We start from the raw sequence: 25,695 nt of genomic DNA, 5'->3' as shown, positions 1-25,695 counted from the left end.
TGCTACCATGTTCATTACTCTGAAGTTAATGAACTCACGATAATTACGGTGATCATGGCCATCAACGAAGAAATCACGCTGAAAAAGCTGGAAGTGTTTCTCAGCTTTATGGAATTGAACAACCTGGCCCGCGTGGCCGATGCGCTGGGCCAGAGCACGGTTAGCGTGCACCGCGCCCTGCACTCGCTGGAAGATGGCTTGCGCTGCCCCCTGTTCAAGCGCGAGGGCCGCAGCCTGATCCCGCTGCATGCGGCCTACACCTTTGCCGAATCGGCGCGGCGCGCGCTGGCCGAGTGCGAGGAAGGCGTGCGCAAGGTGCGCGAAATGTCAGGCATCAATCCCGTGCGGCTGAAGATCGGCTCGCTGTATTCCCTGACCCTGCACTGCATCCCGCAACTGGTAATCGCCCTGAAACTGCGCCGGCCCGGCCTTGACATCGACCTGACCCTGGGATCGAACCGCGAACTGCTGCAAAGCCTCGCCGATGGACGTTTGGACGCCATCATCGTCGGCGTGCAGGAGGAAGAACAGCACGCGGGCCTCGTGGCCGTGCCCCTGTTCCAGGACGACGTCTACCTGGCCGCGCCGCTAGACTCGCCCTATGCGGGGGCCGCATCGGTGGACTTGCAGCAGCTGCGCAACGATAAATTCGTCACCCTCAACGAGGGTTTCGTCACCTCGCAAAGCTTCAACCACGCGTTTGACCTGGCGGGATTCGTGCCCGACACGGCCATGCGGGTCGGCGACATCTTCTCGCTGATCAACCTGGTCAGCGGCGGCATAGGCTACAGCCTGCTGCCCGGCCGGGTGCGCGCCTTCAGCTCGCGCATCGAACTGATTCCGCTGGACGCGCGCTACGGCTCGCACCAGCAAATCACCCTGCTGATGCTGAGCAGCCGCGAGCGCGACCCGAATTTGCTGGCGCTGGCGGCGGAGTGCCGCCTGTATGGGCGTGGCGAGCGCGCAACTGGCAGCTGAAATGGCGTCGCAGGAGCGCCGCGACCATGCCTGTATCAGCTCAAGTTGGAAACTCTCCGCGCATATAGGTTTTCCAGAGATTGTCGATAAAGTCGATCTCGACTTTATTCTGGCATGCCTGCGCAATCAGACCCATATCGTCCGACACATAGCCAGCAAGGTCGGAATTTTCAGTGACTTGATACACTTTCTTGAATGCTACCTCCCTGATCTCCTTCACCAGGGCGCCTTCAGCTGGACAAGATGAGGTCACTTTTTCGTAGCTGGCACACCATGCGCCGTCAAACTCAACAGAATCCCTGGTGCACAATGCAGCATCCCAGTCAGTATCTTTCTGGAAAATAGTCTCAAGAAAAATGCTGTCATTTATTGTCGCTAAAATGTCGTTTTCGATCGTCATCTCGATATTTCGTATTGATCAGTGTGGATGCCATTCGGCATTTCGTATTCCTGCGCACCAAGGCGGGTAATGACCTGGCGCGTAATGACACGGTACGATTAAATCGCGCTATCCCAAGGCGCCGACAACCGCACGGCGCAGTTGATGAGGCCCACCATCGAATACGTCTGTGGGAAATTGCCCCACATTTCGCCCGTCACGGGATGCGTGTCTTCCGACAGCAAGCCCAGGTGGTTGCGCGCCATTAACATTGTTTCGAAGATTTGGCGCGCTTCGTCCTTCCTGCCGATGCGGGCCAGCGCGTCGATGCGCCAGAAGGTGCAGATGTTGAAGGCGGTCTCGGGCTTGCCGAAGTCGTCGGGCGCTTCGTAGCGGCGCATGTAGGGGCCGTCGCATAGCGATGCTTCCAGCGCGTCGACTGTCGCGATGAAACGGGGGTCCATGGGGTCGATGAAGTTGACTTCCGCCATCAGCAGGACGGAGGCGTCGAGGTCGCGCCCGCCCAGGCTTTCCGCGAAGGCCTGGCGTTCCTCGCTCCACGCTTCGCGCAAGAGGCGCTCGCGTATCAGCACGGCGCGGCTGTTCCAGTGGTCGGCCCGGTCCGGCAAGCCCAGTTTATGCGCGACTTTCGCCAGGCGGTCGCAGGCGGCCCAGCTCATCAGCATGGACGAGGTGTGGACTCTTGCCCGCGTGCGCAACTCCCACATGCCCGCGTCCGGTTCCGCGTGCAATCTGAAGGCCTGATCGCCCACGGCTTCCAGTGCGGCAAACTCGGCCTTGCCGGCCCGGTGGAACAGGCGGTGGTCAAGAAACGCTTGCGCCGCGCCCAGGACGATGTTGCCGTAGACATCGTGCTGGAAATGTTCCTGCGCCTGGTTGCCCACGCGCACGGGGCCGTTGCCGCGGTAGCCGGGCAAATGGTCGAGCGTCGATTCCGGCAACTGCTCTTCCAGGCCGATGCCGTACAGGGGCTGGATGTGGCCGCCCTTCGAGCGGGCGACGATATTCGTCAGCCAGCGCAAATACTCTTCCATCGTACCCACTTCGGACAAACTATTGAGTGCGCGCACGACAAAGAAGGCGTCGCGCAGCCAGCAATAGCGGTAATCCCAGTTGCGGCTGCTGCCGGGCGCTTCAGGGATGCTCGTCGTCATGGCAGCGATGATGGCGCCCGTGTCTTCATATAAAGACAGTTTTAACGTGATGGCCGCGCGGATGACCACGTCCTGCCATTCCAGCGGCACGGCCAGGCGACGCGTGTAGGTGCGCCAATAATTGATGGTTTCCTTTTCGAAGATGCGCGCCGTCTCGTCGATGCCGCCGGCCAGGGTTTCATCGGGGCCCAGCAGGAAGTTGGCGGTGCCGCCCAGCACGAAATACGTTTCGCTCAGCACATAGTTGAGCGACACATCGGTGTTCAGGCGCAAGGTCTGTTCCGGCCCCACGTAGCGGATGTGGTGGCTGCCCTGCGTGATCTGCGGCGCCAGCTTGCCCCAGTCGTAGCGGGGGCGCAGGCGCACCCGGATGCGCACGGCGTGGTCGAGCGGGCGCACGCGGCGGATCAGCATCAGCGGGCGGAACATGCGGTCGCGGCTGAGGAATCGGGGCGCGAAATCCGTGATTTCCACGCCCCGTCCATCCGTATCGTACAGGCGCGTGCGCAGCACAGCCGTGTTCGGCTCGTAGAATTGCTCGCTGCGGGCAAAGTTTTCAATGTCGATGGCCCACACGCTGCCGTTTTCCGTGGCGTCCAGCAGGCCGTTGAAGACCGGGTCGCCATCGAAACGGGGCAGGCACGACCAGACGACCTGCCCTGCCTGGTCGATCAGGGCGCTGAAGGCGCAATTGCCCACCACGCCGCAGTTGAGGGATGCTTGCGCGGGCACGCCGCCGGGGGTGTCAGAAGCTTGTTCAGTGGATATGGTCATCGGCTACTCCTTGAAAGGGGATACGGACGCGGCCAGCAAGGCGGCGCGCAAGGCGCCCGGGCTGGCCAGGCGCAGGGTGGCGGCGCTGGGGCCGCTGCCCACTTTCACGCCCTGCCCGCCTGCTTGTTGTACAAAGGCAAAGCCTGCCTCGTCGGTGGTGTCGTCACCCGCGAACACGGGCCGGCGGCCGGCGAATGGCGCCTCCACCATGAAGGCGGCGATGGCGCCACCCTTGTCCGTGGCGGCCGGCTTGGCTTCCAGGACCATTTTGCCATGCAATAGCAATACCCCCGGACACGCTTGCACAGCCGCCGACATTTCCTGCGCGCACAATTGCCCGAGTTCCGGCGCCAGCCGGTAATGCAGGGCCACGGCACCGCGCTTGTGTTCCACCAGCAAGCCGGGGTGGTGCTCGGCCAGCGCCTGCGCGCGCGCCAGCACGGGCGAGACGTCGGGCGTGGCCGCCACATGCAGCACGCCATCGGCGCCGCGCCGCTCCACGCCATGCACGCCGGCAACAGGCAGGCTCAAGGGCGCCAGCATGGCGTCGATCTGGGTGATGGGACGGCCGGAAATGAGGGCCAGCGCGCCGCCGTGGCGCTCGGCCAGCAGCGCCAGCGCTTCGATCACGCCTCCTTCCAGGCGCACGCCATCGGGCGTGGGCGCCAGGTCGACGAGGGTGCCGTCAAAGTCGAGGAAGACGGCGCTGCCGGGAGCGGCCAGCAGTTGCAACAGGGCCGCGCTATCGTCAGGGAATTCTGCCATCAGATCATCCCCTTGCGCCGCTTGATGCGGCTGTGGGCGTCGATCTTGGTCATGACCTTGTCGCGCTGACGCAAGCGCGCCGCGTCCAGCAACATGCGCCCCGCCCAGCGGTAGACATTGAAATGTTTGACTCGCGCCCGCATGCTTTTCATGCGCTCGCGCTGCTCCACGGGCGGCATCACGAGGGCGCGGTACAGGGCGTCGGCGCCCTGCTCGATGTGGTAGGGGTTGATGATCAGCGCTTCATGCAGCTCGCGCGCGGCGCCCGTGAATTGACTTAGAACAAGTACGCCCAGCTCGTCGTCGCGGGCGGCGATGAATTCCTTGGCCACCAGATTCATGCCGTCATGCAAACTTGTCACCATGCACACCTCGGAAGCGCGGAAATAGCGCTGCAAATCGTCCTGGCCATGGTGCTCCGCTTTCAACAGGATGGGCACATAGTCTCCGCTGCCGAAGCGGCGGTTGATGCGCTCGACCATCTTGCGCACGCGCGCATCGAAACTTTGGTATTCATCGAGCGAAGCGCGGCTCGGGGCGGCGATTTGCACGAAGGTAAAATTGCCCACCATGCCGGGCTGCTGTTCCAGCATGCGCTCGACGGCCTGGAAGCGCTCGACGATGCCTTTCGTGTAATCGAGGCGATCCACGCCGATGCCCAGCAAGTGGTCGGGCGCCACACCCAGCTCGTTGCGAATTTGCGCGCGGCACGTGGCCACGTCCGGCTGCGCCGGATTGTCTTCCGGCCAGGCGATGGAAATCGGGTAATCCTCGACTTGCGTCATCTCTCCGCCATAGGAAATGGTCGACGCTTCCGGCTCGATGCGGGTTTCCAGGTAGCGGTCCACCGTTTCCAGGAAATTCTTGCGATGGAATGGCGTGTGGAAGCCGAGGATGGTGCTGCCCAGCAAGCCGTCGAGGATTTCTTCGCGCCATGGGCAAATGCCGAACGATTCCGAGTTTGGCCAGGGGATATGCCAGAAAGTAATAATCGTCGCCTTCGGCAAGGCTTCGCGCACCATGCGCGGCAACAAGGCAAAGTGGTAATCCTGCACCAGCACGACGGGGTTGTCCGTCTTCGCCTCGGCGATGACGGCGTCGGCGAAGCGGCGGTTGACTTTGACATACTGCTCCCAGTCGGACGAGCGGAACACGGGGCGCACGTGGGCGATATGGCACAGCGGCCACATGCCTTCATTGGCGAAACCATAATAGTAGCCCTGCTCTTCCTCGTCCGTCAGCCACACGCGGCGCAAGGTATAGCTGGGGTTGTCGGGCGGCACAGGCACGTGGTCGAGTTTATCGACCGTCTCGCGGTCGGCGGAACCGGCCCCATGCGCGATCCATGTGCCGGAACAGGCGCGCATCACGGCTTCCACGGCAGTCACCAAGCCGCTGGCCGGGCGCTGCACGGTGATGCCGGCCTCTGTTTTCGTGTGGATATACGGTTCGCGGTTCGACACGACGAGCACCTGATCGCCCTGCAAGTCCGCTTCCAGCAAGGCGCGCAGTTTATCCGGCGTCCAGTCGGACGACCAGCCGTTGTCGCCCTGGCGTTCCAAATGGTATTCCTGCAGCAATTCGCGCAAATCGCCGATCAGCGGCTGCATTTCCGGCGGTGGCGCGGGCGCTGCGGCGGGTGCGGCGGCGGCCACTGCCCCATTACTTTTCGGCAGCAATTCGCCCCGTAAAATATCCTTGACGGCCGCCAGCCAGCCGCGCCAGCTCAGGTGCGCCACGAACACGGTCATCAGGGAAATCAGCACGGCCAGCACGGCCAGGAAGGCAAAGATGAAGCGTTTGGTATCCGTATTGCGGCGCTCGACAAAGCTCATGTCCTGTACCAGCACCAGGCGGCCCAGCTGGGACGCATCCTGCATCACGGGCGTTTCGCTGAGGTGGACTTGGCCTTGCGGCAATTGCGCCAGGGATTTGTACAGGCCGCCCGTGGGAGGCGTGCTCCAGCAGCCGATGGAGGCCGGGTATTGCGCGGATTGGTACAGCAAGTGGCCCGCGTTGTCGCAAAAGCCGATGGCGATCAGGCGTTCGTCGCGCGTGGCTCCCTGGAACAGTTCGCTGATGCGGGTGGCGTCTTGCGCGGGCAGGTATTCGGTGAGCGAGGGCCGGAGGGTTCCAGCGAGCAATTCGGCCCGGCTGTCGAGGTCGCGCACATACCAGCGCAGGGTGATATTGTCGAGCAGGGGTACTACGATATAAGCAAACAATCCCAGCACCAGGGCCAGTGGCAGGATGAAGCGCAAGGACATTCGGAGTGATCGTACTATCATCGTTTTCCTTTGCAAAAACAAAAAGCATGGCAAGTATGACTATGTTTCCACTACGGCGACGCCCGTTTGCTTTCCGTATTGAAACGTCAACGTGGCATGGCGCAGCGCAGCAATTTTTTCCAGTATCCACCTTGATCCAAGTCTTATCCGTTCGGCAACGCACGTCCCCGCGACGTCATCTGCACGTAAAATAGCCGCTTCCGACATCCATTTTACTAATTTCAAGGAGTTTTCGCCTATGGATCTCAGCACGTTTCACTCGCTGATGGGAGGCCCGCTGCGCTCGGCGCTGACCGTGCTCGTTTCCGCCCTGCTCGTCACCTTGGTCGCCATCGGCGTGCACCGGGCCGGCATCGGTTTGCTGAAAAGACTGGCCAATGGCCACCCGCTTGCCAGCAACGTCGCGCGCGTGGCTTTCCGCGCCAGCCAGCTGTGCATGATCGTCTTCGGCCTGCGCATGGTGCTGGCCAGCGCGCCCGACGACACGCCGGGTTTGGTTGCCATGTCGCACCTGGCCAGCGTGGCGCTGATCATCGCGCTGACCTGGCTGGCCATGCAATGCATCGAATCGCTCAGCATCACGATTTCCCAGATCAATCCCGTCGACGCGGCCGACAACCTGCGCGCGCGGCGCCGGATCACCCAGGCCCGCGTGCTCACGCGCAGCGCGCACGCCATCGTCGTCCTGCTGGGCCTATCCTTCGTGCTGCTGACCTTGCCCGGTGCGCGGCAGATCGGCGCCAGCCTGCTGGCCTCGGCCGGCGTGGCGGGCCTGGTGGCCGGTATCGCCGCCCGCCCCGTGCTCGGTAATTTCATTGCAGGCCTGCAAATTGCGTTTTCTCAACCCATTCGCATCGACGACGTGCTGATCGTCAATGGCGAATGGGGCACGGTCGAGGAAATCAAGGGCACCTATGTGGTCGTGCGCGTGTGGGACGAGCGCCGCCTGATCGTGCCGCTGCAGTGGTTCATTGAAAATCCGTTCGAGAACTGGACGCATACTTCCTCGGACATCCTGGGCACGGTGTTCCTGTGGCTGGACTTCAGCGTCCCGATCGAGCCCCTGCGCGCAGAGCTGACACGCATCTGCGAGTCCGCCAAGCAATGGGACGGCCGTGTCTGCACCGTGCAGGCGACGGATTCGAACGAGCGGGCCGTGCGCGTGCGTTTCCTCATCAGCGCGCGGGATTCGGGCACGGCCTTCGAATTGCGCTGCCTCGTGCGCGAGCAGATGCTGGCCTTCATCACCACCCACTACCCGCACAGCCTGCCCCGCTTGCGCTCCACGCACGACCCGATCGAGCTGCACGCCATGCAGGCGCAGAACGATAGCGTGTCGCTGTACAAAGTGTAAAGAAACCTGCGGCGCGCTGCCCTCGTCCGCGCGCCGCTACAATGGTTCGCATGAGCACCACCGCCTGGTTCATCCTAATCGGCTGCCTGATGCTGGCGCGTGGCTTGGGCGCCGACGGCATCGCGCGCCTGCCCTTGACTTCGGCCATGGCGTACCTGGGCGTGGGCCTGCTGCTGGGGCCCATGTTCCTCGGCCTGTTTGCCTTCGACCTGGTGCAGCAGGCGCCACTGCTGGAAACCCTGACGGAAATCGCCGTCCTCATCTCCCTGTTTTCCGCCGGCGTCAAGATGCCCGTGCCCTTCAGCCTGGCCCGCTGGCTGCCGTCGCTGCGCCTGGCGTGGCTATCGATGGCCATCTCCGTGGCGCTGGTAACCGGATTTTCCTGTCTGGTGCTGGGCTTGCCCCTGGGCGCGGGCGTGCTGCTGGGCGCCATCCTCGCGCCCACCGACCCCGTGCTGGCCACCGACGTGCAGCTGCGCCATGCGGGCGACAGCGAGCAATTGCGCTTCATGCTGACCAGCGAAGCGGGCATGAACGATGGCAGCGGCTTTCCCTTCGTCATGCTGGGCCTGGGCTTGCTGGGCCTGCATGAGCTGGGGCCGCATGGCGCCACCTGGCTGTGGCGCGACTTGCTCTGGGCCAGCGCGGGCGCCATCGCCCTGGGCGCGGCTGGCGGCGCGCTGCTGGCCTGGCTGGGCTGGCAGGTGCGCGCCAAGGAACCGAAACACGCCATGCTGGACGACCTGGCGGCCCTGGGCTTGATCGCCCTCGTGTATGGCCTGGCCACGTGGCTGCACGCGTGGGGCTTCTTGGCCGTCTTCTTTGCCGGCGTGGCCTTGCGCCAGACGGAACTGCGCCTCGCTGGCGCGCCGAAAGACCGGCAAGGCTTGCTGCAGGCCGAGGAAACGCATGCCGTGTCCGCCGCCAGGCCGCACGACAGCGACGTGACGCTGACCGTCAGCGGCGAATCGCTCGTCTTCAAGGAACACCTGGAACGCCTGTCCGAACTGACCCTGGTGCTGTTGCTGGGCGGCACCGTCACGGCCGCCGCCTGGAACTGGCAGGCGTGGAGCGTGGCGCTGTTCCTGTTGCTGGTGGCGCGCCCGGCCAGCGTGATGCTCGGTTTGCTGGCTTCGGGCACCAGCGTGCGCCTGCGCGGGCTGGCCGCCTGGTTCGGCGTGCGCGGCATCGGTTCGCTGTACTACCTCAGCTATGCCATCGCACACGGCTTGCCGCGCGGCTTGGCGCGCGAACTGGCCGACATCACCCTGGTCGTCGTCATCCTCTCCATCGTCGCGCACGGCCTGACGGTCAAGCCCTTGCTGGAACGTTATTGGCGCAAATAGGCACTGGCAATCCCCCTTTGTCATTGCTGCACAGCAATGTTTTGTCAATTGCCCCTATGGCGGGCGGAAATATTGTTAAGATAATTAAAAATGGCAAAAGAGAGAATCAATGAAACGAAGAAGCGTGCTGGGACTGGGCGTCTCACTGGCCCTGCTGCAAACGGGCTGCGCCACCGATCCGGCCAGGCTGGCGTGGGAAACGGAATTTGACGGCTTCATGCGCGATGGCCTGGCCCGCACGGAAACGCCGGGCATGAGCGTGGCCGTGGTGCGCGGCGAACAAACCATTTTCGCGCGCGGCTATGGCTGGGCCGACATCCAGGCCGGCAAGAAGGCCGATGCCAACACGGTATTCCATGTCGCCTCCGTCAGCAAGCTCGTCACGGCCACGGCCATCATGATGCTGCTGGAACAGGGCGCCTTCCAGCTCGACGACAAGGTGGCGGCCTACCTGGACTTCCCGCTCATGCATCCGAAGTTTCCCGATGTGCCCATCACCTTTCGCCATTTGCTCAGCCACACCTCGGGCATTTCCGACGCCGTGTACGAAAAGACGACGACGTTTGCCGTGCAGGGCGACCCGCGATTGCCGCTGCGCGATTTCGTCAAGGGTTATCTGTCGCGCGGCGGCGCCTGGTATGACGCGGATGTGTCGTTTGCGGCCCGTCCCGGCACGGAATGGCGCTACAGCAATGTCGGCATCGCCCTGCTCGGCTATCTGGTAAGCCGCTTGAATCCCGATGGCCTCGACGCCTTTGCGCACGAGCACCTGTTCGAACCGCTGGGCATGGACAATACGGCGTGGAATTTGGCCGGCTTGCCGCGGCGCGCCGTCGTCGCCCAGCCGTATGCGCACAAGGAACCGGGCCTGCAAGTGCTGCCGCCCGTCGGCTATCCGGACTGGCCGGCCGGCCTGCTGCGCAGCTCGGCGCATGACTTTGCCCGTTTCCTGGCCATCTTCAGCAATAACGGCCGGGTCGAGGGTCACCGCTACCTGCAAGATGCCACCCTGCAATTGTTTTTTGCCCCGCAAGCAGCCCCAGTCGTGCCCGCCGACTCATCCGTGCGGCAAGCCCTGGTGTGGCTGCTGCGCGACATCGACGGCAAGCCGCTGGCCACCCACAGCGGCGGCGATCCGGGCGCCGCGTCCGTTGTCTGCGTCGACCGCGCCAGCAAGACGGCCGTGCTGGCCTTCGCCAACGTCAGCGCCGACAAGGAGTTTCGTTCATTCCAGAAAGAAGTCGTGCTGCGCCTGCTGGCTCATGGCGGCAGCGGCGCGCTGGCGGCAAAGAAACCCTAGGCGCCGAACCAGCCGCGCAGTTTCTCGGCGGCACGCTCCTTGACCTCGGCCGTGATGTAGGTGGCGACCGTGGCGACGGCTGCCGCCAGCACGGCCAGGTCATCCGCATAGCCGACTACTGGCGTGATGTCGGGAATCGCGTCGATGGGCGAAATGAAATAGCCGAGCGCGCCGTAAATGGCCGTCTTGGCCCACAGCGGGGTATTCGGCTGCTGCGCCGCGTAGTACAGCCACAGGGCTTTTTCGATGACTTCGCGTCCCGCCGTCTTGGCGAACTTGACGACCTTGTCCCAGAAGCTGTCATCCGTGTATTTCTTTTCATACTGCTTGTCGGCCTGGGGGGCGTGGTCTTCTTCCAGACTCTTTTTTCTGCCAAACATCTGCTGCTCCTGTCTGCCGCGCACGGCGTTACGAATGCGCACCTTAGCATAACGGCGCGCCGGGCGCGCGGCCTGCAAGGTAAGCTATCACCATGGAAATATCCGCCACCACCACGGCCCGCGCCGCCGGCCTGCGCTACACGGGCGACCATCAAAGCGGCATCGCCCGATCAGGCAAGCCCGGCAAGTTCCGCTACCGCGACGCTGACGGCCAGTTCCTGCGCGATGCCAGTGCCTTGACGCGCATCAAGGCACTGGCCATTCCGCCGGCCTGGACGGACGTGTGGATCTGTCCGCACGCGAACGGCCACCTGCAGGCGACGGGCCGCGACGCGCGGGGCCGCAAGCAGTACCGCTACCATGCGCGCTGGCGCCAGGTGCGCGACGACGTGAAATATGAACGCATGCTCAGCTTTGGCAGCGCCCTGCCCGCCATCCGCGCCGCCGTCGCGCGCGGCATGCAGTTGCCCGGTTTGCCCCGCGAAAAAGTGCTGGCCACCATCGTCCATCTGCTGGAATTGACGATGATGCGCATCGGCAACGAGGAATATGCGCGCACGAACAAATCGTTCGGCCTGACCACCCTGCGCACGCGCCACGTGCAGGTCGACGGCAGCGCCGTGGCCTTCCACTTCAAGGGCAAGAGCGGCGTGCGCCACGATATCCGTCTGAGCGACCGGCGCCTGGCCAGGGTGCTGCAGCGCATGCGCGAGCTGCCGGGGCAGGAACTGTTTCAATATGTGGATGAGCACGGCGAGCGCCACGGCGTCGATTCGGGCGACGTCAACGATTACCTGCGCGAGGTGATGGGCGAAGACTACACGGCCAAGGATTTCCGCACCTGGTCCGGCACTTTGCTGGCCGCACTGGCCCTGCGGGCGTTCGAACAGGTCGATTCCGAGGCGCAAGCGAAGAAAAACATCGTACAGGCGATCGAGTCGGTGGCAAAAAAACTGGGCAACACGCCGACGATCTGCCGCAAGTGCTATGTGCACCCGGCCGTGCTGGAATCGTATCTGGATGGCAGTTTATTGGAAGGCATGCGCGCGCGTGCGCAGGAACAGTTACGGGAAGAGCTGCCGGCGCTGGCGCCGGAAGAAGCGGCCGTGCTGGCCTTGCTGCAGCAGCGGCTGCAGGCTGGCGTCAAGCCTGGCGGCCAGGCTGGCAGTGCGCAGACAGTTTGAGGGCGTCGCTGCTGCAGATGGGCAAGGCGCCATGGCCAGCCTCGCGCGCCACGGGCGCCGGCACGGCATCGCTGGCTGGCGCCTCGCCCGTACTCATCCAGGTGGCCGCCAGGGTCGAGAAAATAAACAGGCAGATCAGCAGGAACGGCTTGTTCAAGTGAAAAAACTGGTCTGGCTTTTGCATCGCATACTCCGTCGGACTGGTTGGCTGTTGCAGCATGGACACGATCATCGCGTGTTTCCGCAAGGCATACAATCAGACAGTTTCGACAAGACGGGTAGGACAGCGCTGACAGGCTCAGCCATGGCGTCCCGTGTCGGCAGATTTGACACCGGCTCCGGCCCATATCAGTCAAACCCTTGTTTTTACAGCACAAGTTATACGGGAACGCTTCCTGCTTGACCTCTTGACTGGGCACGCTTGGCGCCAGTCAACGGGGGAACGATCATGAGCTTTATCAAACACGCGCTGCTGGCGCTGCTGTTATGCGCGATGTCTGCCGCGCATGCCACCAGCATCGGCTACACGGCGACATCGCTGGGCGGCACGCAGTGGCGCTACGACTATACCGTCAGCAATACTACGCTGGCCGTGCCCATCGAAGAATTCACCTTGTTCTTCAGCGTGGGCCAGTATGCCAACCTGCACAACGTCTCCACGGTACCCGGCTGGAACGCGCTGCTGGTGCAGCCCGATCCCGCCATCCCCGCCAGCGGCTACCTCGACGCGCTGGCGCTGGCCGGCGGTATCAATCCTGGCGCCAAGGCCACGGGCTTTTCCGTCACCTTCGATTACCTGGGCGCGGGCAGCCCCGGCGCCCAGCCGTTTTCCATCCTCGACCCCGTTACCTTCATTGAGGTCGAGGCGGGCATCACGCAGCCGGCCGCCGTCGCCCTGCCCTCCACCCCATGGCTGCTGCTGGCGGGCGTACTGGCCGTGGCCTGCCTGCGGCGCCGGCAATTGGCGGGTGCCGCACTGGCCCCATTGCTGGCACTCACCCTGTGCGCCTGCGGCGGGCCGAACGATCCTGCGCAGCCCCCTGCGCCGAAGGTCATGCTGGCCACAGCTCAGGCCGCCGGGGACTTCGAAGTGACCTTGCTGGAAAAAGTGGCCGAACAGCGCGTCAGCCGCACGGCCTGGGACTATACCTACCGCGTGCACATCCGCAACAATGGCAGCGAAGCGGCCAGCAATGTGCAAGCCGTGCTGGCCAGCGCACCTGCAGGCTGCACCATCATCGATGGCGAGGTGCAAGCCGGCAACATCGACGCGGGCGCCACCGTCACGCCCGCTGACACCATCACCGTGCGCATCGAGCGCAGCATCGCCTTCCAGAGCGCGGCCCTGACGTGGACCTTCAGCACCGGCGCCGGCATCGAACTCGATTCCGCGCGGCCCGCGCAGGTGGTCGTGCTGTCGCTGGCCGCACTGGGTTTTACGGACGGCACCGACAGCGTCAAGGCCAGCGGCGCCGTCACGGACGTGCTGCTGCAGGACGGCAGCCTGCGCTTTTCCACGCCCGGCGACACGGGCGTGGACCAGCACGCGCAATTTTCCCTCAGCAAGGGCGGCAAGGTCACCACCCTGCACCTGCTGATCCAGACGGAGCTGCCCACGGCCGTGGAAACCTATGTGGAACCGGACGACGACGGCAACGTGCCCGCCACGGCGCCCGTGCTGGCCATCACGGGGCTGGGGCCGAACAACCGGTTGCAGCCGGGTACCCTGGGATTGCGCCTGGTGGGCGCCGCCCCCATGGCCCTACAGGACGACAGCGACGGCCTGCTGTCCAGCCCGGATGGCCTGGCCATCAGCCTGAAGATCTACTGGACGTTCGATGCGGCCAGCGGCACCTTCAGCATCGGCGCCACGGCCATGCAGCAATTGCTGGCATCCTTGCCCAACGGCAGCTACGACCTGAACCTCAATTTCGTCTCGCAGGATGGTGAATTCACGGCCAGCTATGCCTTGATCGTCATCAAGTCCGGCATCGTGCTGCAGGGACAGTTGCGCACGCCGGCGGGCGGCAATGCCACGGGGCTGGCAGGCAGGAAAATGTTATTGGCGGGCTACAACAACCACCAGCGCCAGGTAGCCGTGGTCGACGCCACGGGCGCCTTCCACTTCGATGGCGTGCTGCCCGATACCTACCAGCTGACCTTGAACGACCTCGTCCACCCGAACGTGGTCAGCGTCAGCGCCGTCGTGTTTGAGAACAGCAGCAATGTCAACGTCGGCATCGTGTATCCGTACGGAACCGGCCTGGCTCAGCGCAGTGCGGCACAGACGTATGTGGCGGGCAACGTGACGCAGGATGGCGCCGGGCCGCCCGCGCGCGAGGTGCCCGCCGGCTCCCGCGCCATGGGCGACGTCACCCCGCAGGATGACGAGGGCAGCAAGACGTTCACGGCCACGGCGGCCGCGCAAAACCAGACCATCACGACGCCCGTCGCCTTCACGGTGCCCAAGGGCACGAAAAACGTGGGCGTGAAAATCACTGTCAGCACGGCCGAGTACCCCACCTACACGACTGCGCAAAGCCAGTACAACGATACCTGGTCCTACGCCGTGACGGGCCTGCCCGGCGTCAATCTGGCCGCCACGGGCGCCGTCAACCAGACGCATTACACGCAGGGCACCATCGTCAGGACGGAGTGTGTCGATGTCAGCAAGCAGACCCAGGCTGGAGCCTTGAGCCTGGGCGGCAACGTCAGCGCGACGAATATCGGCGACAGCGCCCTGGCCACCGTGACGACGGTGGAACTGAGCCTTGCGTGCAAGGGATTGAAAGTGACGCAGGCGAAATTCCTCTCGCCCAACAATGCCGCCCGCCCCGTGTTGCAGCCGATCAAGCTGACGGGCAATCTGGCAGGGCCGTATGTGTCCGTCTCGCAAGGAGCGGCCACGGCCACGCACACCTTGCCGCTGGAATTGCACTACACGCCGGCGGCGGCCACGATTACGGAAGTCAATATCGGCATATCGTCCGGCGGCGGCGATCCCGCCTTCAGGACCGGGAATTTATTGTCCCAGACCAACACCAAGACTGCCGGCACAGTGAAATTTCCCAGCCTGGTACTGCCCGCCTTTGCCGGCGCCAAGCTCGACAAGAAGGCCGTCGTCACGGTGCGCCTGAAGGGCCGCATCGACAATGTCGATGCCAGCTCCGACCCGGCCGAAGGGGGGCAAGTGGAGTTCAAGGGCGCCACGGCCTACATCCCCCTGTACCTGGCCGACAACGAGGCGGCGCTGGCGGTGCGGCGCTACGGCACGCGCGATGCGGGCGGCGATTCGTGGGCCACGCGCCTGGCCATCGCCTGGCTGGCCGGCAAGCCCTACCGCTTCGACGACATCAGCGGCCAGCACGTGACGCAGACGGCGTCGGGCCGCTCCATCCTCGGCCACAGCGGCCACAGCGATGGCCAGCAGATCGACTTGCGCTACGCGGATGGCGCGGGCGGCTACACGGACGCCTTGGGCGGCCAGAACGATGGCGCCGCCATTCACCAGCTGATCAATGCCGCGAAGGCGGAAGTGGTGGCCAACCCCGCGCAAAAGCCGAAACTGGCCGCCCTGCTGGCGTGGATCGCGGCGAACCGGGCCATGCTGGCCCAGGAAGCGGCGCCGGCCAGCACGCGCGTCATCTACATCGGCCCCAGCTTCGTCAAGCTGGCCCTCGTCGACGGACGTTTTTCCGCCGCCCCGACCGACCATATCCCCGGCGCTGGCACCTGGACCAAGCCGGCAAAGGTACACATCGAGGCGGGACACCTGAGCCACTGGCACATCAGCATCACAGCCCATCCGTAAGCAAGGTCAGGCGGGCAGATCGGACAGTTCCAGCTCCGAAAAGCCCGCCCGGCGCCGCGCTTCCAGGTTGAACGGGCCCCGCAGGGTGGGCGCTTCATAGCGCAGCGCCAGCTCCGCATACGTGGCGCGCAATTCCAGGCCGCGCTGCTCGCACAGGTAGCCATACCAGCGGTTGCCGATCTCGACGTGGCCCACCTCATCGCGCAGGATGATGTCGAGGATGGCGGCGGCGGCCATGTCGCCCGCCTGGGCCAGCTTGGCGCGCAGCGGCGGAATCGCGTCCAGCCCCCGCGCTTCCAGGGTGCGCGGCACCAGCGCCATGCGCGCCAGCACGTCGCCGCGCGTCTTGTCGACCATTTCCCACAGGCTGTCATGGCCGGGGAAATCGCCATACGTGTGGCCCAGCACCTGCAGGTGCGCCTGCAGCATGGCAAAGTGCGTGGCTTCCTCTTTCGCCACGCGCAGCCAGTCCGCGTAGTATTCAGCGGGCAAGTCCGGGAAGCGCCACAGCGCGTCGAGCGCCAAATTCATCGCATTGAATTCGATATGCGCCAGCGCGTGAACCAGCATGGCGCGCCCTTCCGGCGTGATCATCGAACGCCGTCCCACCAGACGCGGCGGCACCAGTTCCGGACGCTGGGGACGGCCCGGCACGGCGCCGGTCGGCGCCAGCGGCGCCTGCGCATCGAGCGCAAGCGGCGCTTCGGCCATGGCCGCCACCATCGCCACCTTCGTTGCCGGGTCCGGTTCGAGCAGGCAGGCCAGCGCATAGGTGCGCAATTCCTGTGGTGGTATTGGGGTCAGTGGAGGTGGCTGCATGGGACTGCTTTCTGGCGCGTTGCTTGGTAAGGCGCGCAGTGTATCAAATTGCCTGCCCCAGCAGCCAGTCGAACAAGGCCTGCACTCTTCCCGGCAGCGGTGTCCGCGCGGCGTGCACGAGATAATACGCCTGCGGGCTGGCCAAGGCAAACCCGCCAAACGGCAGGATCAGCTGGCCGCTGTCCAGCCATGGCTGCACCAGCTGGCACCGGCCCATGGCCACGCCCGCGTGGTGGATAGCCGCCTGCGCGCACAGGTCGGCGCGGTCGAAACGCAGGCTGCGCGTGGGCAAACTCACCTCGGGCGCCTGCGCGTCCAGCCACAGCCGCCACTCGGCATCGGGCGCGCAGGCGGGCCAGGCCAGGGTGTCGTGCAGTACCGTCGCGCCAGGCAAGTTGTGTGGCGTATCCAACAAGCCGTGGTGGCGCGCATAGTCGGGACTGCAGACGGGCGCCAGCCATTCCTCCATCAGCTTGCGCGAGGCCAGGCCGGGAAAGCTGCCGTCGCCATAGTGCAAGGCCAGGTCGACCTGGCCGGCGCGAAAGTCGACACTATCATTGCCCACGCGCAAGTCCATCGACACGTCCGGATACTGTGCAGCGAACCCTGCCAGGCGCGGCACCAGCCAGCATTGCGCAACAGATGGGCGCGCATGCACGGTGACGCTGCCCGCCAGCGTGTCGCCGCCGGCCAGCGCCGCCCGCACGCCATCCCAGCCAATTTGCAGCGCGGCAAAGATGCGTTCGCCGTCGGCCGTCAGCCTGACCTGGCGCGTCAGGCGCTCGAACAACCGCAAGCCCAGGCTGCTTTCCAGCCGCGCGATGCGGTGGCTGACGGCGCTGGGCGTCAGCGCCAGTTCGTGCGCCGCCAGCGCGAAACTGGCGTGGCGCGCCGCCACGAGAAAGGTGTGCAGGTTGGCGAACTGGCTGGCCGTCAGCGTGGCCATGCGCGCCGCGCCGGCCGGCATCAGGCGGCTCCGATCGCCAGCAAGGCGCGGCCACGCGCCACGTAGGCGTCCATTTCCGCCTGCGGCACCATGCTGCCGCCCGTGCCCCACACCAGGTGCGTGGCCGTTTCCAGCTGCGTCTGGTACTGCGGCGCGGCCAGCACGTGCTGGATGCCCGCGAAACCGGCCACGGCGGACGGTTCCAGGCGCCAGCCTTGCGTTTGCTCAAGCAGCGCCAGCAAACGGTACAGTTCTTCATCCGTGACGGTGGCGTAGCCGTCGATCAGCCGCTGCATGGCGCGTCCGACGAAGCCGGACGGGCGTCCCACGGCCAGACCATCGGCGGCCGTCAGGTTGTCGATGCCGATTTCCTGCACGCTGATGCCATCATGCAAGCCCGTGTGCACGCCCAGCAGCATGCACGGCGAGTGGGTCGGCTCGACAAACACACAGTGAACCGCATCGCCAAAGGCCAGCTTCAAGCCGAAGGCCACGCCGCCGGGGCCGCCGCCCACGCCGCACGGCAGGTAGACGAAAAGCGGGTGCCCGGCATCGACTATCACGCCGCTGGCGGCGAACTGGGCTTTCAGGCGTTCGCCCGCCACCGCGTAGCCGAGAAACAGATCGTGCGAGTTTTCATCGTCGACGAAGTGGCAAGTCGGATCGTTTTCCGCCTGTTTGCGCCCCGCTTCCACGGCCACGCTATAGTCGGTCGGGTATTCGACGACGGTCACGCCATGGCTGCGCAATTTATCTTTCTTCCATTGCCGCGCGTCGGCCGACATGTGCACGGTGGCGCGAAAGCCCAGGCGCGCGCTCATGATGCCGATCGACAAGCCCAGATTGCCCGTGGAACCGACGGCGATCGCATACTGGCCAAAGAAGGCCCGCACGGCGTCGCTGGCCAGCAGGCTGTAATCGTCTCCCTCGTTCAGCAAACCGGCGTCCAGCGCCAGCGTTTCCGCATGTTTCAGCACTTCATAAATGCCGCCGCGCGCCTTGATGGAGCCGGAAATGGGCAAATGGCTATCCTGCTTGAGCCACAGCTGACCGCTCGTCATGCTTGATGCCAAACCCAGCGCCGCCTGCATGGCGGGCAGCGGCACGACGGGCGACTCGATGATGCCGCCGCTGGCCTGCGTTTCCGGAAACGCCTTGGCCAGATACGGTGCAAAGCGCGCCAGGCGCGCGCTGGCGGCCGCCACGTCGTCCGCCGTCAAGCCCACGTCGTTCAATGCCTCGGCCGCCGGGGCGATGCCGGGATTGAACCAGCTCAAGGGCTGCAAGGCCATCAATTCTGTAATCAGGGGAAATTTTTCGCACAGCGCGGCGATGGCGGAAGTGGGCAGCATGGCAACCTCGTGAAGGAACAAGCCATGATTAGACCGCATCCGGGCGCCGCTGGCAAAGGATGGTTGATCAGGCAATGGGTGACCAGAGGTCATCTGTGATGCCGCGACAGAAAAAACCAGGCTATTCGCTAGGAGCAAGAGTCCTGGATTTTCTGCTGCTCAAGAACGATGCGATGAACACGGCTGGAAAACAGGCCAGCCACAGATAGCATCCGGCACCGAATCCCAGCACTGCATAGGAGCCATTATCACTGGGAATTGTCTTGATGCCAAAGGCTGTCAGTGCCAGCGCAAAGCCAAAAAAGGCGGCCACCTTGGCGGCACTTGGCTTCTCTATCGTGAAGTACATGGCAAAAATAAGCAGCGGATTGGCAAACCAGGCAAAACTGCCAGCCAGCGGCCCTAACCAGCCGAGAAATAATACGCCCCCACCCAGCAAGACTTCGTGGGAGTCCACGATTGCCGTCAAGAACAAGGATGCCACATACGCGACAACAGTCAGGGACAGCACGATGGCGGCGGCATCGTCGCCAAGCAGTTTACGGGGAAAAATACTTATCTCCTTTGGTTTACGCGGCACGGAGCCAGCTTCCTACCCGCACAGGCCTCGCTATCGCAGACCTGGACGGCACATGCCGGAAACAGGACGCCGTGCAGCATAACAAATTACCAAGAAGAAACATACGCACATTGTCACGATCACCTGGCTTTCGCCTATGCGGTGAATTCGGCAGGCGCCTTCCACCTCCCGCAACGGCAGCTGGAAGGCGCCATTGCTGTTAGAACGTCAGCTGCAGCCCCAGATCAATCGACCGGCCCTCGGCCGGCAAGGCTTGCAGTGCGCCGCCGTTCGCCTTCAGGCCCGACAGGTACACGCCACCGAGCGGGTCCGCATACGCTCGGTTGAACAGGTTGCTGACACCGGCGCTCAGGCTGGCCATCTTGCTCAATGCCACGCTGCTGCGCAGGTTGACGAGGGCATAGCCGCCTGTTTCCGGTTCGAAGCGGCGCGCATCGACCTTGTCCTTGCGGGCCACGATCTTCGTTTCGATGCGGTTGCTCCAGGCGCCCAGCTTGTGCTCGACGGCCAGCAAGGCGTTGAACGGCATCATGCGGTACAGGTCGCCGCCATCGCTGCGCTTGCCCCGCGTGTAAGCGGCATTGCCCGTCGCCATGAAGCGGCCCCAGCGCGCGCTACTGGCCAGCGGCAACTGCCACGCCAGATTGGCGCCATACAACTTGGCGTCGTGGTTGGCAAAGCGCAGCAAGTTGCCGTTCGCGCCCATTTTCATGTACGGGTTGAAAGACGCCAGCACGTCGACGTCGATGTAATTGTCGACTTTGCTGTAATAGGGATTGACGCGCAGGAACCAGCCCTCCTCGCCGCCGCCATGCCAGTCTGCCGTGAACGCGGCCGTATAAGCCGTCTCGGGTTTCAAGTCGATATTGCCCACATAGCCGTTGCCATCGCCAAACCAGTTGGTCATGGTCATGGCCATCGAGCCGCGGCCCCAGGAATAGCGCTCGTACAGGTTGGGCGAGCGCACCTTGCGCGCCAGCGCGAATTCATAGCTGCTGGCAAGATCCGGCGTGAAGGTAGCTTGCGCCGAGGCATCGATATTCGTGTCGCGCTGGCTGCGGCTACGCGCATTGAAGGCCCTGGCGGCCATCACGTCCGGCATGTTCATCATGTTGGTACCGTACGATTGCACGTCGCCCGCATCCATGCGCACGGATTCGCCGCGCAAGCCCAGCACGCTCGTCCAGCGTGCATCCTGGCCATGGCGCGTTTCCAGCTCGCCAAACAGCACGGTGCGGTCGCGCTTGCCGTCGTTGATGTTCAGATAGGTGCGCGGCCCCATCATCATGGAACCAGGCACGGCCGGCCAGTAATCGTCGAGGCGGAAACCGTGCCACTCCTGGCCCAGGCGCAACTCGCCCGCAGCCGTCGGCAGGCTGGCCATCAGCGCATAACCCGTGTTGCGGCCGTGCGTAATCATCGGCATGCTGCCAGCGCGCTCGGGCGAGAAAAAGCCCATTTCATGGTCCGTCTGCTGCCAGTAGGCGCGCGCGTCAAGCACGCCCCAAGCGAATTCGCCCTTGTAGGCGAGATTGGCAAACTGGCCATGGTTGTCCGTCATGTCCATGTATTGGTTGGGGAAACCCTGGTACGGAATGTGCTGCACGCCGGCGCGCAGGGTCAGCTGCTGGCCCTGGCCTTTCGCCGCCAGCACGATGGACTGGTTGATGCTTTCATACATGCTGGCCAGCACCTTGTTGCCATGGCCATCTTCATAGCTGTGGCCGCGCGTGTAAGCGCCGCTGTAGCCGATGCTCAAGCTGTCGCTGGCGGCCGAGGCATTCACGCTGGTCGCCACGCTGTTGTTGACGCTGCGTCCCGACACGGCAAAGCTGCCTTGCGTCAGCAGGCCCGCGCCGGGCTGGGCGAACACGGGCGCGTTCGATTGCACCTCGATGGTGCCGGCGATGCTGTCGCCGCCCGCGCTGACGGGTGTCACGCCCGCGATCAGGCGAATGCGCTGCACTTGTTGCGGATCGATGTACGACAGCGGTGCATTCATGTGGTTGGCGCAGGCGGACGTCAGTTCCATGCCATCGATGCGAATCTTGATGCGGTCATCCGCAAAGCCATTGACGACAGGCAAGCCGGACACGCCGCCACCGGCCGCCACGCTGTAGCCGGGCGTACTGCTGAGCATCAGGGCCGTGTCGGCGGCGGGACGGTAGCCGTCACCGATGGCCGTGACGATGACTTTCATCTCGGGCAGAACATTTTCAGTGCGGGTTTGCGCCACGGCGGGCATGGCGATGGCGAGGGATATCAATAACGGTAAATGTTTCATGGTGCTGCTTTCAGATTCTGTATGGGTAAGACGAACAGACGCAAGCGCAGCACAGCACATTGCCGCGCGGCACAAGGCAGTTCAGGAAAGGACAGATCAGAAAGCGGCGGGCGGTCCGCGGGGCTGGACGGGTGTCCAGGCGAACAAGGGCGTGGCGGATTGGTAGAGCAGCGTGGGCAGCAAACCCGTGATGAGCTCGCCGGAAGCAAGCACGAGGGTCGTGGGCGGCACGTCCAGGGTGGCCGCATGCATGCTGCAGCACGGACAATCGCCCATGCGCATGTTGCCCTTCGAGGTATCGGGTGCGTCCGTATTGAATGTTGCGGGCAGCATGTTCATGCCGCCCGCCACCGAGCAGATTTCCAGGCTGGGCACGGCCAGGCCGCTGGCGACCGTCAGCGCGCGCGACACCGTAGGGGCGAGCGTGGCCAGGAAGATGACGATACACGCGATCCACAGGACGATGCCGGCCTTGCTTTTACTGATGAACATGGCAACATTGTATCAGCGCAAGGCCCCTGCGCACAGGGCGCAAGTCAAACCTTGCTTACAAATCCACCTTCATCGACAGCTTGATGGCGCGCGGCGCGCCGGACGCCAAACGCGTGCCGGCGCCGGCCCAGTAGCGCTTGCCGGCCGCATTTTCCACGTTCAGCTGCCACACGACGGCCTTGTCCATCACGCGGCTCGCATAGCGGGCGCCGGCGCTGAACAGGCTGACGCCACCTAAGAAGGCCTGATTCAGATCGTTGACGGGACGGGCGCTGTAGTAATACGCGCCGCCGTTGACGGACAGGCCCGGCACGGCGTCGAACGCGTAAGCGAGAAAGGCACTGGCCGTGCGCTTCGATGCGTTTTCCGGCGCCTTGCCGTTGTAGTCCGCATTGATGTGCGCAAAGCGTGGGTCGAGGAATTGGGCCGAGGTCTGCCACGACAGCTGGCGCGTCAGCTTGCCCTGGGTCGACAGTTCCAGGCCGCGGTAGCGCTGTTCGCCATCCGACGTGAACACATTGCTGGCATTCGTATAGTAGCCGGGGCGCGTGATGTCGAACAAGGCGGCGGACAGCAAGGTGCCGCTTGGGGTCAGCCAGCGCGCACCCAGTTCTTTCTGTTTGCTCACGCCGGGCGCCATCTTGACGCCCTGGTTGACGGTACCCGTCGGGGCCGTCTCACCCTCTTCCAGCCCACGCGCCGTGGAGGCGTAAAACGACAGCTCGGGCGTGGCCTTGTAGATCAGCGAGGCCATCGGCGTCGTCTTGCTGACATCGTAGTGGCTGGCGCCCTGGTCGCTTTGATAGCTGCTGCGGCGCACGCCGATGACGCTTTGCCATTGCGGACTGAAGACCATGCGGTCGAGCGCGTACAGTCCAGTGTCGCGCGTATCCAAGGCGGCCGTCGTGGGCGCCGTCGGCTTGGGGCCGAACACGACATTCGTCACGGGGACGGGGTTGTACAGGTTTTGCGAGGCGATCGTGTAATTGCTCTGGAAAATCGGATCTTGCGACTTGTCCGTGCGCGATGCGCCCAGGGTCAATTCGTGGGCGATGTAGCCCGTGTGGAAATTGCCGGCCAGTTCCGCGCGCAGCAAGTCCGACGCCGTCACGCTGTGCTGGATATTGCCCGTAATGCGGCCCGCGCCCGTGGCCAGCGCGGCCGCGTTGTTCAGGCGGAAAATGGCCAGGCGGCGGTCGCGCGCCGTTTCCGAGTGACCCGCTTCCACCGTCAGGGCCCAGCCATCCGTAATGGCGTAGTCGGCGCGCAATTGCGCGTTTTTCGTTTGCGCCTCGAAATTCGACCAGTCCGGGCCGATCAGCTTGCGCGGATCGACGGCGCGCGGCAAGCTGATCACGCCTTTCACGGCCGTGGGCAAGGCCACGCCCGCCTGCTCCGTCACCTTGCGGCGGTCGTATTCTAGGTCCGCTTTCAACAGCAGTTTATTGCTCACGCGCCAATCGAGCGCCGTGGAGAGAAAGCGGCGGTTGCCATTGCCGACATGATCCAGGTAGGAGCCCAGAGTGCCGCCAGCCGCATTCACGCGAACGCCGAATTCCTGCTGCGCGCCAAAGCGGCGGCCCACGTCGACATTCGCCACGGCACTGCCACGGTCATCGAGGCTCAAGCCCATGCTCGTGACGGGCTTGCTGCCGGCCCGCTTGGTAACGAAATTGACGACGCCGGCCGGCGACGTAAAACCGTAGTACAGGGCCGAGGCGCCCTTCAGCACTTCCACCCTTTCCTTGTTTTCCATGGGCACTTGCGAGAAGTTCATGATGGGCATGGAACCGTTGAGGCGATAATTCGTGCGGTTTTCCACGGCGATGCCGCGTATCACCAATTGATCCCACGTCTCGCCGCCGTTTTGCTGGCGCGTCACGCCGGCCGTGTTGCGCACGGCGTCGTACAGGCCGGACACGGCTTGCTGCTCCAGCAATTCGCGCGTGATCACGTTGACGGTCGACGGCACGTCCATGATGCTGGCGCCGCGAAAGCTGCCCGCCTCGGTGGTCAGCGGCACCAGGCCTTGCGCGCGCGCCCCTGTCACTTGCACGGCTTGCATGACTTTCTCATCGCCTGCCGTCAGGTCGTCCTGGCCGCTGGCCGCATCGGCCGCCAGCACGGCGTGGGAAGCGAAGGCCAGCGACAAGGCTGCGGCGACTGGAAGTAAGCGGGTGCGAGGAGAGACGACAGGCATGACATCGGGCTTTCAATGAGAAAATATGTACGAATGGAAACTTACGGTTAGCGGCCATGATACCGATAATGAGAATCATTATCAAGTAAAGGTGAATATGTGTGAGTTTTATAGAGGAAACAATGCCACCTAGGTGTGATGTTTCAATAGGTTGTTGTGGTTCATTCGGATTGGATTTGAGACACTGGAAATCGCCAAACCCCCAGTTCTCAAGGAAACCAACCGAATGAACATCCATAAGAATGCCCGATTAACGCTGATTCGTCGAGTCGAGATGGTCGAAGACGTACTACATCACCGCCTGCCGGTCTGCCAGGCCGCTGTCCGCTATGCCGTGAGCGAGGCGACCGTGCGCAAATGGCTGGGGCGCTTCCTTGCCGAAGATCGGGATGGTTTGATGGATCGCTCGTCGCGTCCCGCGCATAGCCCTTTGGCTCTGGACGCAGGCAAGGCGCTGACCGTTGTCGAGCTACGCAAGAAGCGCATGACGCAGGCCAGGATCGCCCAGTACCTGCAGATATCGAAGGCCACAGTTAGCCGTGTGCTGGCGCGCGCCGGCCTCTCCAAACTGAGCAATCTCGATCCCGTCGAGCCGGTGCAGCGCTACGAGCATGCAGAACCAGGCGACCTGATTCATATCGATACCAAGAAGCTCGGGCGCATTGAAACCACCGGCCATCGTGCGACGGGAGACCGGCGAGACCGTACGCGCGGCGCCGGCTGGGAAGTCTTGTTTATCGCCATTGACGACCATGCCCGCATCGCCTTCACGGAGCTCTATCCTGACGAAACCCAGGAGAATGCCAACCGATTCCTCGCCAATACCCATGCCTATTTCTGCTCACTCGGGGTGCGCCCCAAAGCGTTGTTGACCGATAACGGCTCAGCCTTTCGCTCCAAGTCATTCAAGGCCACTTGTAGCCAGATAGCATTGAAGCACCGCTTTACACGGCCCTATCGGCCACAGACCAATGGCAAGGCCGAACGCTTCATCCAGTCAGCCTTGCGCGAATGGGCTTACGGCTTTGTTTATAACAACTCACTGGAGCGGGCCAACATGCTCAAAGAATGGAACCATCACTACAACTGGCACCGGCCGCATCAGGGCATTGCTGGCAAGGCCCCAATGTCACGGCTCAGATCCGGCCAGAATAACCTCTTGCAACTTCACACCTAGGCGCCTGTTATCACTTGAACACGTTTGGATTTTGCAGACGAGGCCGCAAAGAGGCATACTGACAGTCACGGCGTGCAAGATGTGCCGCCCAACAAGATTAAAAGGTCAGTT

Annotated in this window: 20 protein-coding genes; 7 read left to right on the top strand and 13 right to left on the bottom strand. The window is 63.7% G+C overall.

Annotated elements, in window-relative coordinates; translation table 11 throughout:
- Positions 1 to 54 precede the first annotated feature (54 nt).
- Positions 55 to 978 (top strand): LysR family transcriptional regulator, encoded by a 924-nt coding sequence (locus AC3IQ7_RS14845; RefSeq protein WP_322427090.1) that lies wholly within the window; start codon positions 55 to 57, stop codon positions 976 to 978.
- Positions 979 to 1,018: 40 nt separating this feature from the next.
- Here the strand turns inward: AC3IQ7_RS14845 and AC3IQ7_RS14840 are convergent, their stop codons facing one another.
- The 4 genes from AC3IQ7_RS14840 to AC3IQ7_RS14825 all read right to left on the bottom strand — a co-directional run bounded on the left by AC3IQ7_RS14840 (position 1,019) and on the right by AC3IQ7_RS14825 (position 6,359).
- Positions 1,019 to 1,378 carry a hypothetical protein gene (locus AC3IQ7_RS14840; RefSeq protein WP_489206485.1) on the bottom strand — a complete coding sequence of 120 codons (360 nt, stop codon included), beginning with the start codon at positions 1,376 to 1,378 and terminating at the stop codon, positions 1,019 to 1,021.
- A 98-nt stretch (positions 1,379 to 1,476) separates the two neighbouring features.
- A complete protein-coding gene (locus tag AC3IQ7_RS14835; protein ID WP_322427092.1) occupies positions 1,477 to 3,306 on the bottom strand; it encodes a glycoside hydrolase family 15 protein in 1,830 nt (609 codons plus the stop codon).
- A 3-nt stretch (positions 3,307 to 3,309) separates the two neighbouring features.
- On the bottom strand, positions 3,310 to 4,071 hold the full coding sequence (otsB, locus tag AC3IQ7_RS14830) for a trehalose-phosphatase (protein WP_489206484.1): 762 nt from the start codon (positions 4,069 to 4,071) through the stop codon (positions 3,310 to 3,312).
- On the bottom strand, positions 4,071 to 6,359 hold the full coding sequence (locus AC3IQ7_RS14825) for an alpha,alpha-trehalose-phosphate synthase (UDP-forming) (protein ID WP_489206483.1): 2,289 nt from the start codon (positions 6,357 to 6,359) through the stop codon (positions 4,071 to 4,073). The genes otsB and AC3IQ7_RS14825 overlap by 1 nt, the downstream gene beginning before the upstream one ends.
- 238 nt (positions 6,360 to 6,597) lie before the next feature.
- Between AC3IQ7_RS14825 and AC3IQ7_RS14820 the strand changes: the two genes are divergently transcribed.
- From AC3IQ7_RS14820 to AC3IQ7_RS14810, 3 genes are all read left to right on the top strand, one after another.
- Positions 6,598 to 7,713 carry a mechanosensitive ion channel family protein gene (locus tag AC3IQ7_RS14820; RefSeq protein WP_099376967.1) on the top strand — a complete coding sequence of 372 codons (1,116 nt, stop codon included), beginning with the start codon at positions 6,598 to 6,600 and terminating at the stop codon, positions 7,711 to 7,713.
- 50 nt (positions 7,714 to 7,763) lie between these two features.
- A complete protein-coding gene (locus AC3IQ7_RS14815; protein WP_489206482.1) occupies positions 7,764 to 9,059 on the top strand; it encodes a cation:proton antiporter in 1,296 nt (431 codons plus the stop codon).
- A 109-nt stretch (positions 9,060 to 9,168) separates the two neighbouring features.
- On the top strand, positions 9,169 to 10,359 hold the full coding sequence (locus AC3IQ7_RS14810; RefSeq protein WP_489206481.1) for a serine hydrolase domain-containing protein: 1,191 nt from the start codon (positions 9,169 to 9,171) through the stop codon (positions 10,357 to 10,359).
- Here AC3IQ7_RS14810 and AC3IQ7_RS14805 read toward each other — a convergent pair.
- Positions 10,356 to 10,739, bottom strand: coding sequence for a YkvA family protein (locus AC3IQ7_RS14805; protein ID WP_489206480.1), 384 nt, complete (start codon positions 10,737 to 10,739; stop codon positions 10,356 to 10,358). The genes AC3IQ7_RS14810 and AC3IQ7_RS14805 overlap by 4 nt on opposite strands.
- A 92-nt stretch (positions 10,740 to 10,831) precedes the next feature.
- Here AC3IQ7_RS14805 and AC3IQ7_RS14800 point away from each other — a divergent pair, with 92 nt between their 5' ends.
- A complete protein-coding gene (locus tag AC3IQ7_RS14800) occupies positions 10,832 to 11,923 on the top strand; it encodes a DNA topoisomerase IB (RefSeq protein ID WP_489206479.1) in 1,092 nt (363 codons plus the stop codon).
- Here the strand turns inward: AC3IQ7_RS14800 and AC3IQ7_RS14795 are convergent.
- Positions 11,883 to 12,107: a hypothetical protein gene (locus tag AC3IQ7_RS14795; RefSeq protein WP_322427098.1), complete on the bottom strand. Its 225-nt coding sequence runs from the start codon at positions 12,105 to 12,107 to the stop codon at positions 11,883 to 11,885. The two genes, AC3IQ7_RS14800 and AC3IQ7_RS14795, sit on opposite strands and share 41 nt — an antisense overlap.
- A gap of 264 nt (positions 12,108 to 12,371) precedes the next feature.
- On the opposite strand from AC3IQ7_RS14795, the gene AC3IQ7_RS14790 reads away from it, so the two are divergent.
- On the top strand, positions 12,372 to 15,734 hold the full coding sequence (locus AC3IQ7_RS14790) for a hypothetical protein (protein ID WP_489206478.1): 3,363 nt from the start codon (positions 12,372 to 12,374) through the stop codon (positions 15,732 to 15,734).
- Between the two features lie 6 nt (positions 15,735 to 15,740).
- Here the strand turns inward: AC3IQ7_RS14790 and AC3IQ7_RS14785 are convergent, their stop codons facing one another.
- The 7 genes from AC3IQ7_RS14785 to AC3IQ7_RS14755 all read right to left on the bottom strand — a co-directional run bounded on the left by AC3IQ7_RS14785 (position 15,741) and on the right by AC3IQ7_RS14755 (position 24,407).
- On the bottom strand, positions 15,741 to 16,553 hold the full coding sequence (locus tag AC3IQ7_RS14785) for a ferritin-like domain-containing protein (protein ID WP_489206477.1): 813 nt from the start codon (positions 16,551 to 16,553) through the stop codon (positions 15,741 to 15,743).
- Between the two features lie 43 nt (positions 16,554 to 16,596).
- Complete coding sequence (gene dsdC / locus AC3IQ7_RS14780) at positions 16,597 to 17,520, bottom strand: DNA-binding transcriptional regulator DsdC (RefSeq protein WP_489206476.1); 924 nt, start codon at positions 17,518 to 17,520, stop codon at positions 16,597 to 16,599.
- Positions 17,520 to 18,851: a D-serine ammonia-lyase gene (dsdA, locus tag AC3IQ7_RS14775; RefSeq protein WP_489206475.1), complete on the bottom strand. Its 1,332-nt coding sequence runs from the start codon at positions 18,849 to 18,851 to the stop codon at positions 17,520 to 17,522. The genes dsdC and dsdA overlap by 1 nt, the downstream gene beginning before the upstream one ends.
- Positions 18,852 to 18,972: 121 nt before the next feature.
- A complete protein-coding gene (locus AC3IQ7_RS14770) occupies positions 18,973 to 19,431 on the bottom strand; it encodes a hypothetical protein (RefSeq protein ID WP_489206474.1) in 459 nt (152 codons plus the stop codon).
- 199 nt (positions 19,432 to 19,630) lie between these two features.
- Positions 19,631 to 21,715 carry a TonB-dependent receptor gene (locus tag AC3IQ7_RS14765; RefSeq protein WP_489206473.1) on the bottom strand — a complete coding sequence of 695 codons (2,085 nt, stop codon included), beginning with the start codon at positions 21,713 to 21,715 and terminating at the stop codon, positions 19,631 to 19,633.
- Between the two features lie 96 nt (positions 21,716 to 21,811).
- The gene (locus AC3IQ7_RS14760; RefSeq protein WP_489206472.1) at positions 21,812 to 22,207 is read right to left on the bottom strand and encodes a DUF2946 domain-containing protein; all 396 of its coding nucleotides are present in this window, start codon (positions 22,205 to 22,207) and stop codon (positions 21,812 to 21,814) included.
- A gap of 55 nt (positions 22,208 to 22,262) precedes the next feature.
- The gene (locus tag AC3IQ7_RS14755; RefSeq protein WP_489206471.1) at positions 22,263 to 24,407 is read right to left on the bottom strand and encodes a TonB-dependent siderophore receptor; all 2,145 of its coding nucleotides are present in this window, start codon (positions 24,405 to 24,407) and stop codon (positions 22,263 to 22,265) included.
- Positions 24,408 to 24,633: 226 nt separating this feature from the next.
- On the opposite strand from AC3IQ7_RS14755, the gene AC3IQ7_RS14750 reads away from it, so the two are divergent.
- On the top strand, positions 24,634 to 25,584 hold the full coding sequence (locus AC3IQ7_RS14750) for an IS481 family transposase (protein ID WP_489206470.1): 951 nt from the start codon (positions 24,634 to 24,636) through the stop codon (positions 25,582 to 25,584).
- Positions 25,585 to 25,695 lie beyond the last annotated feature (111 nt).

It is taken from the genome of Janthinobacterium sp. GL_088, from assembly GCF_057837845.1.
Note: the sequence above shows the minus strand (reverse complement) of the source record. Positions and strands in the feature narration are given on the sequence as shown.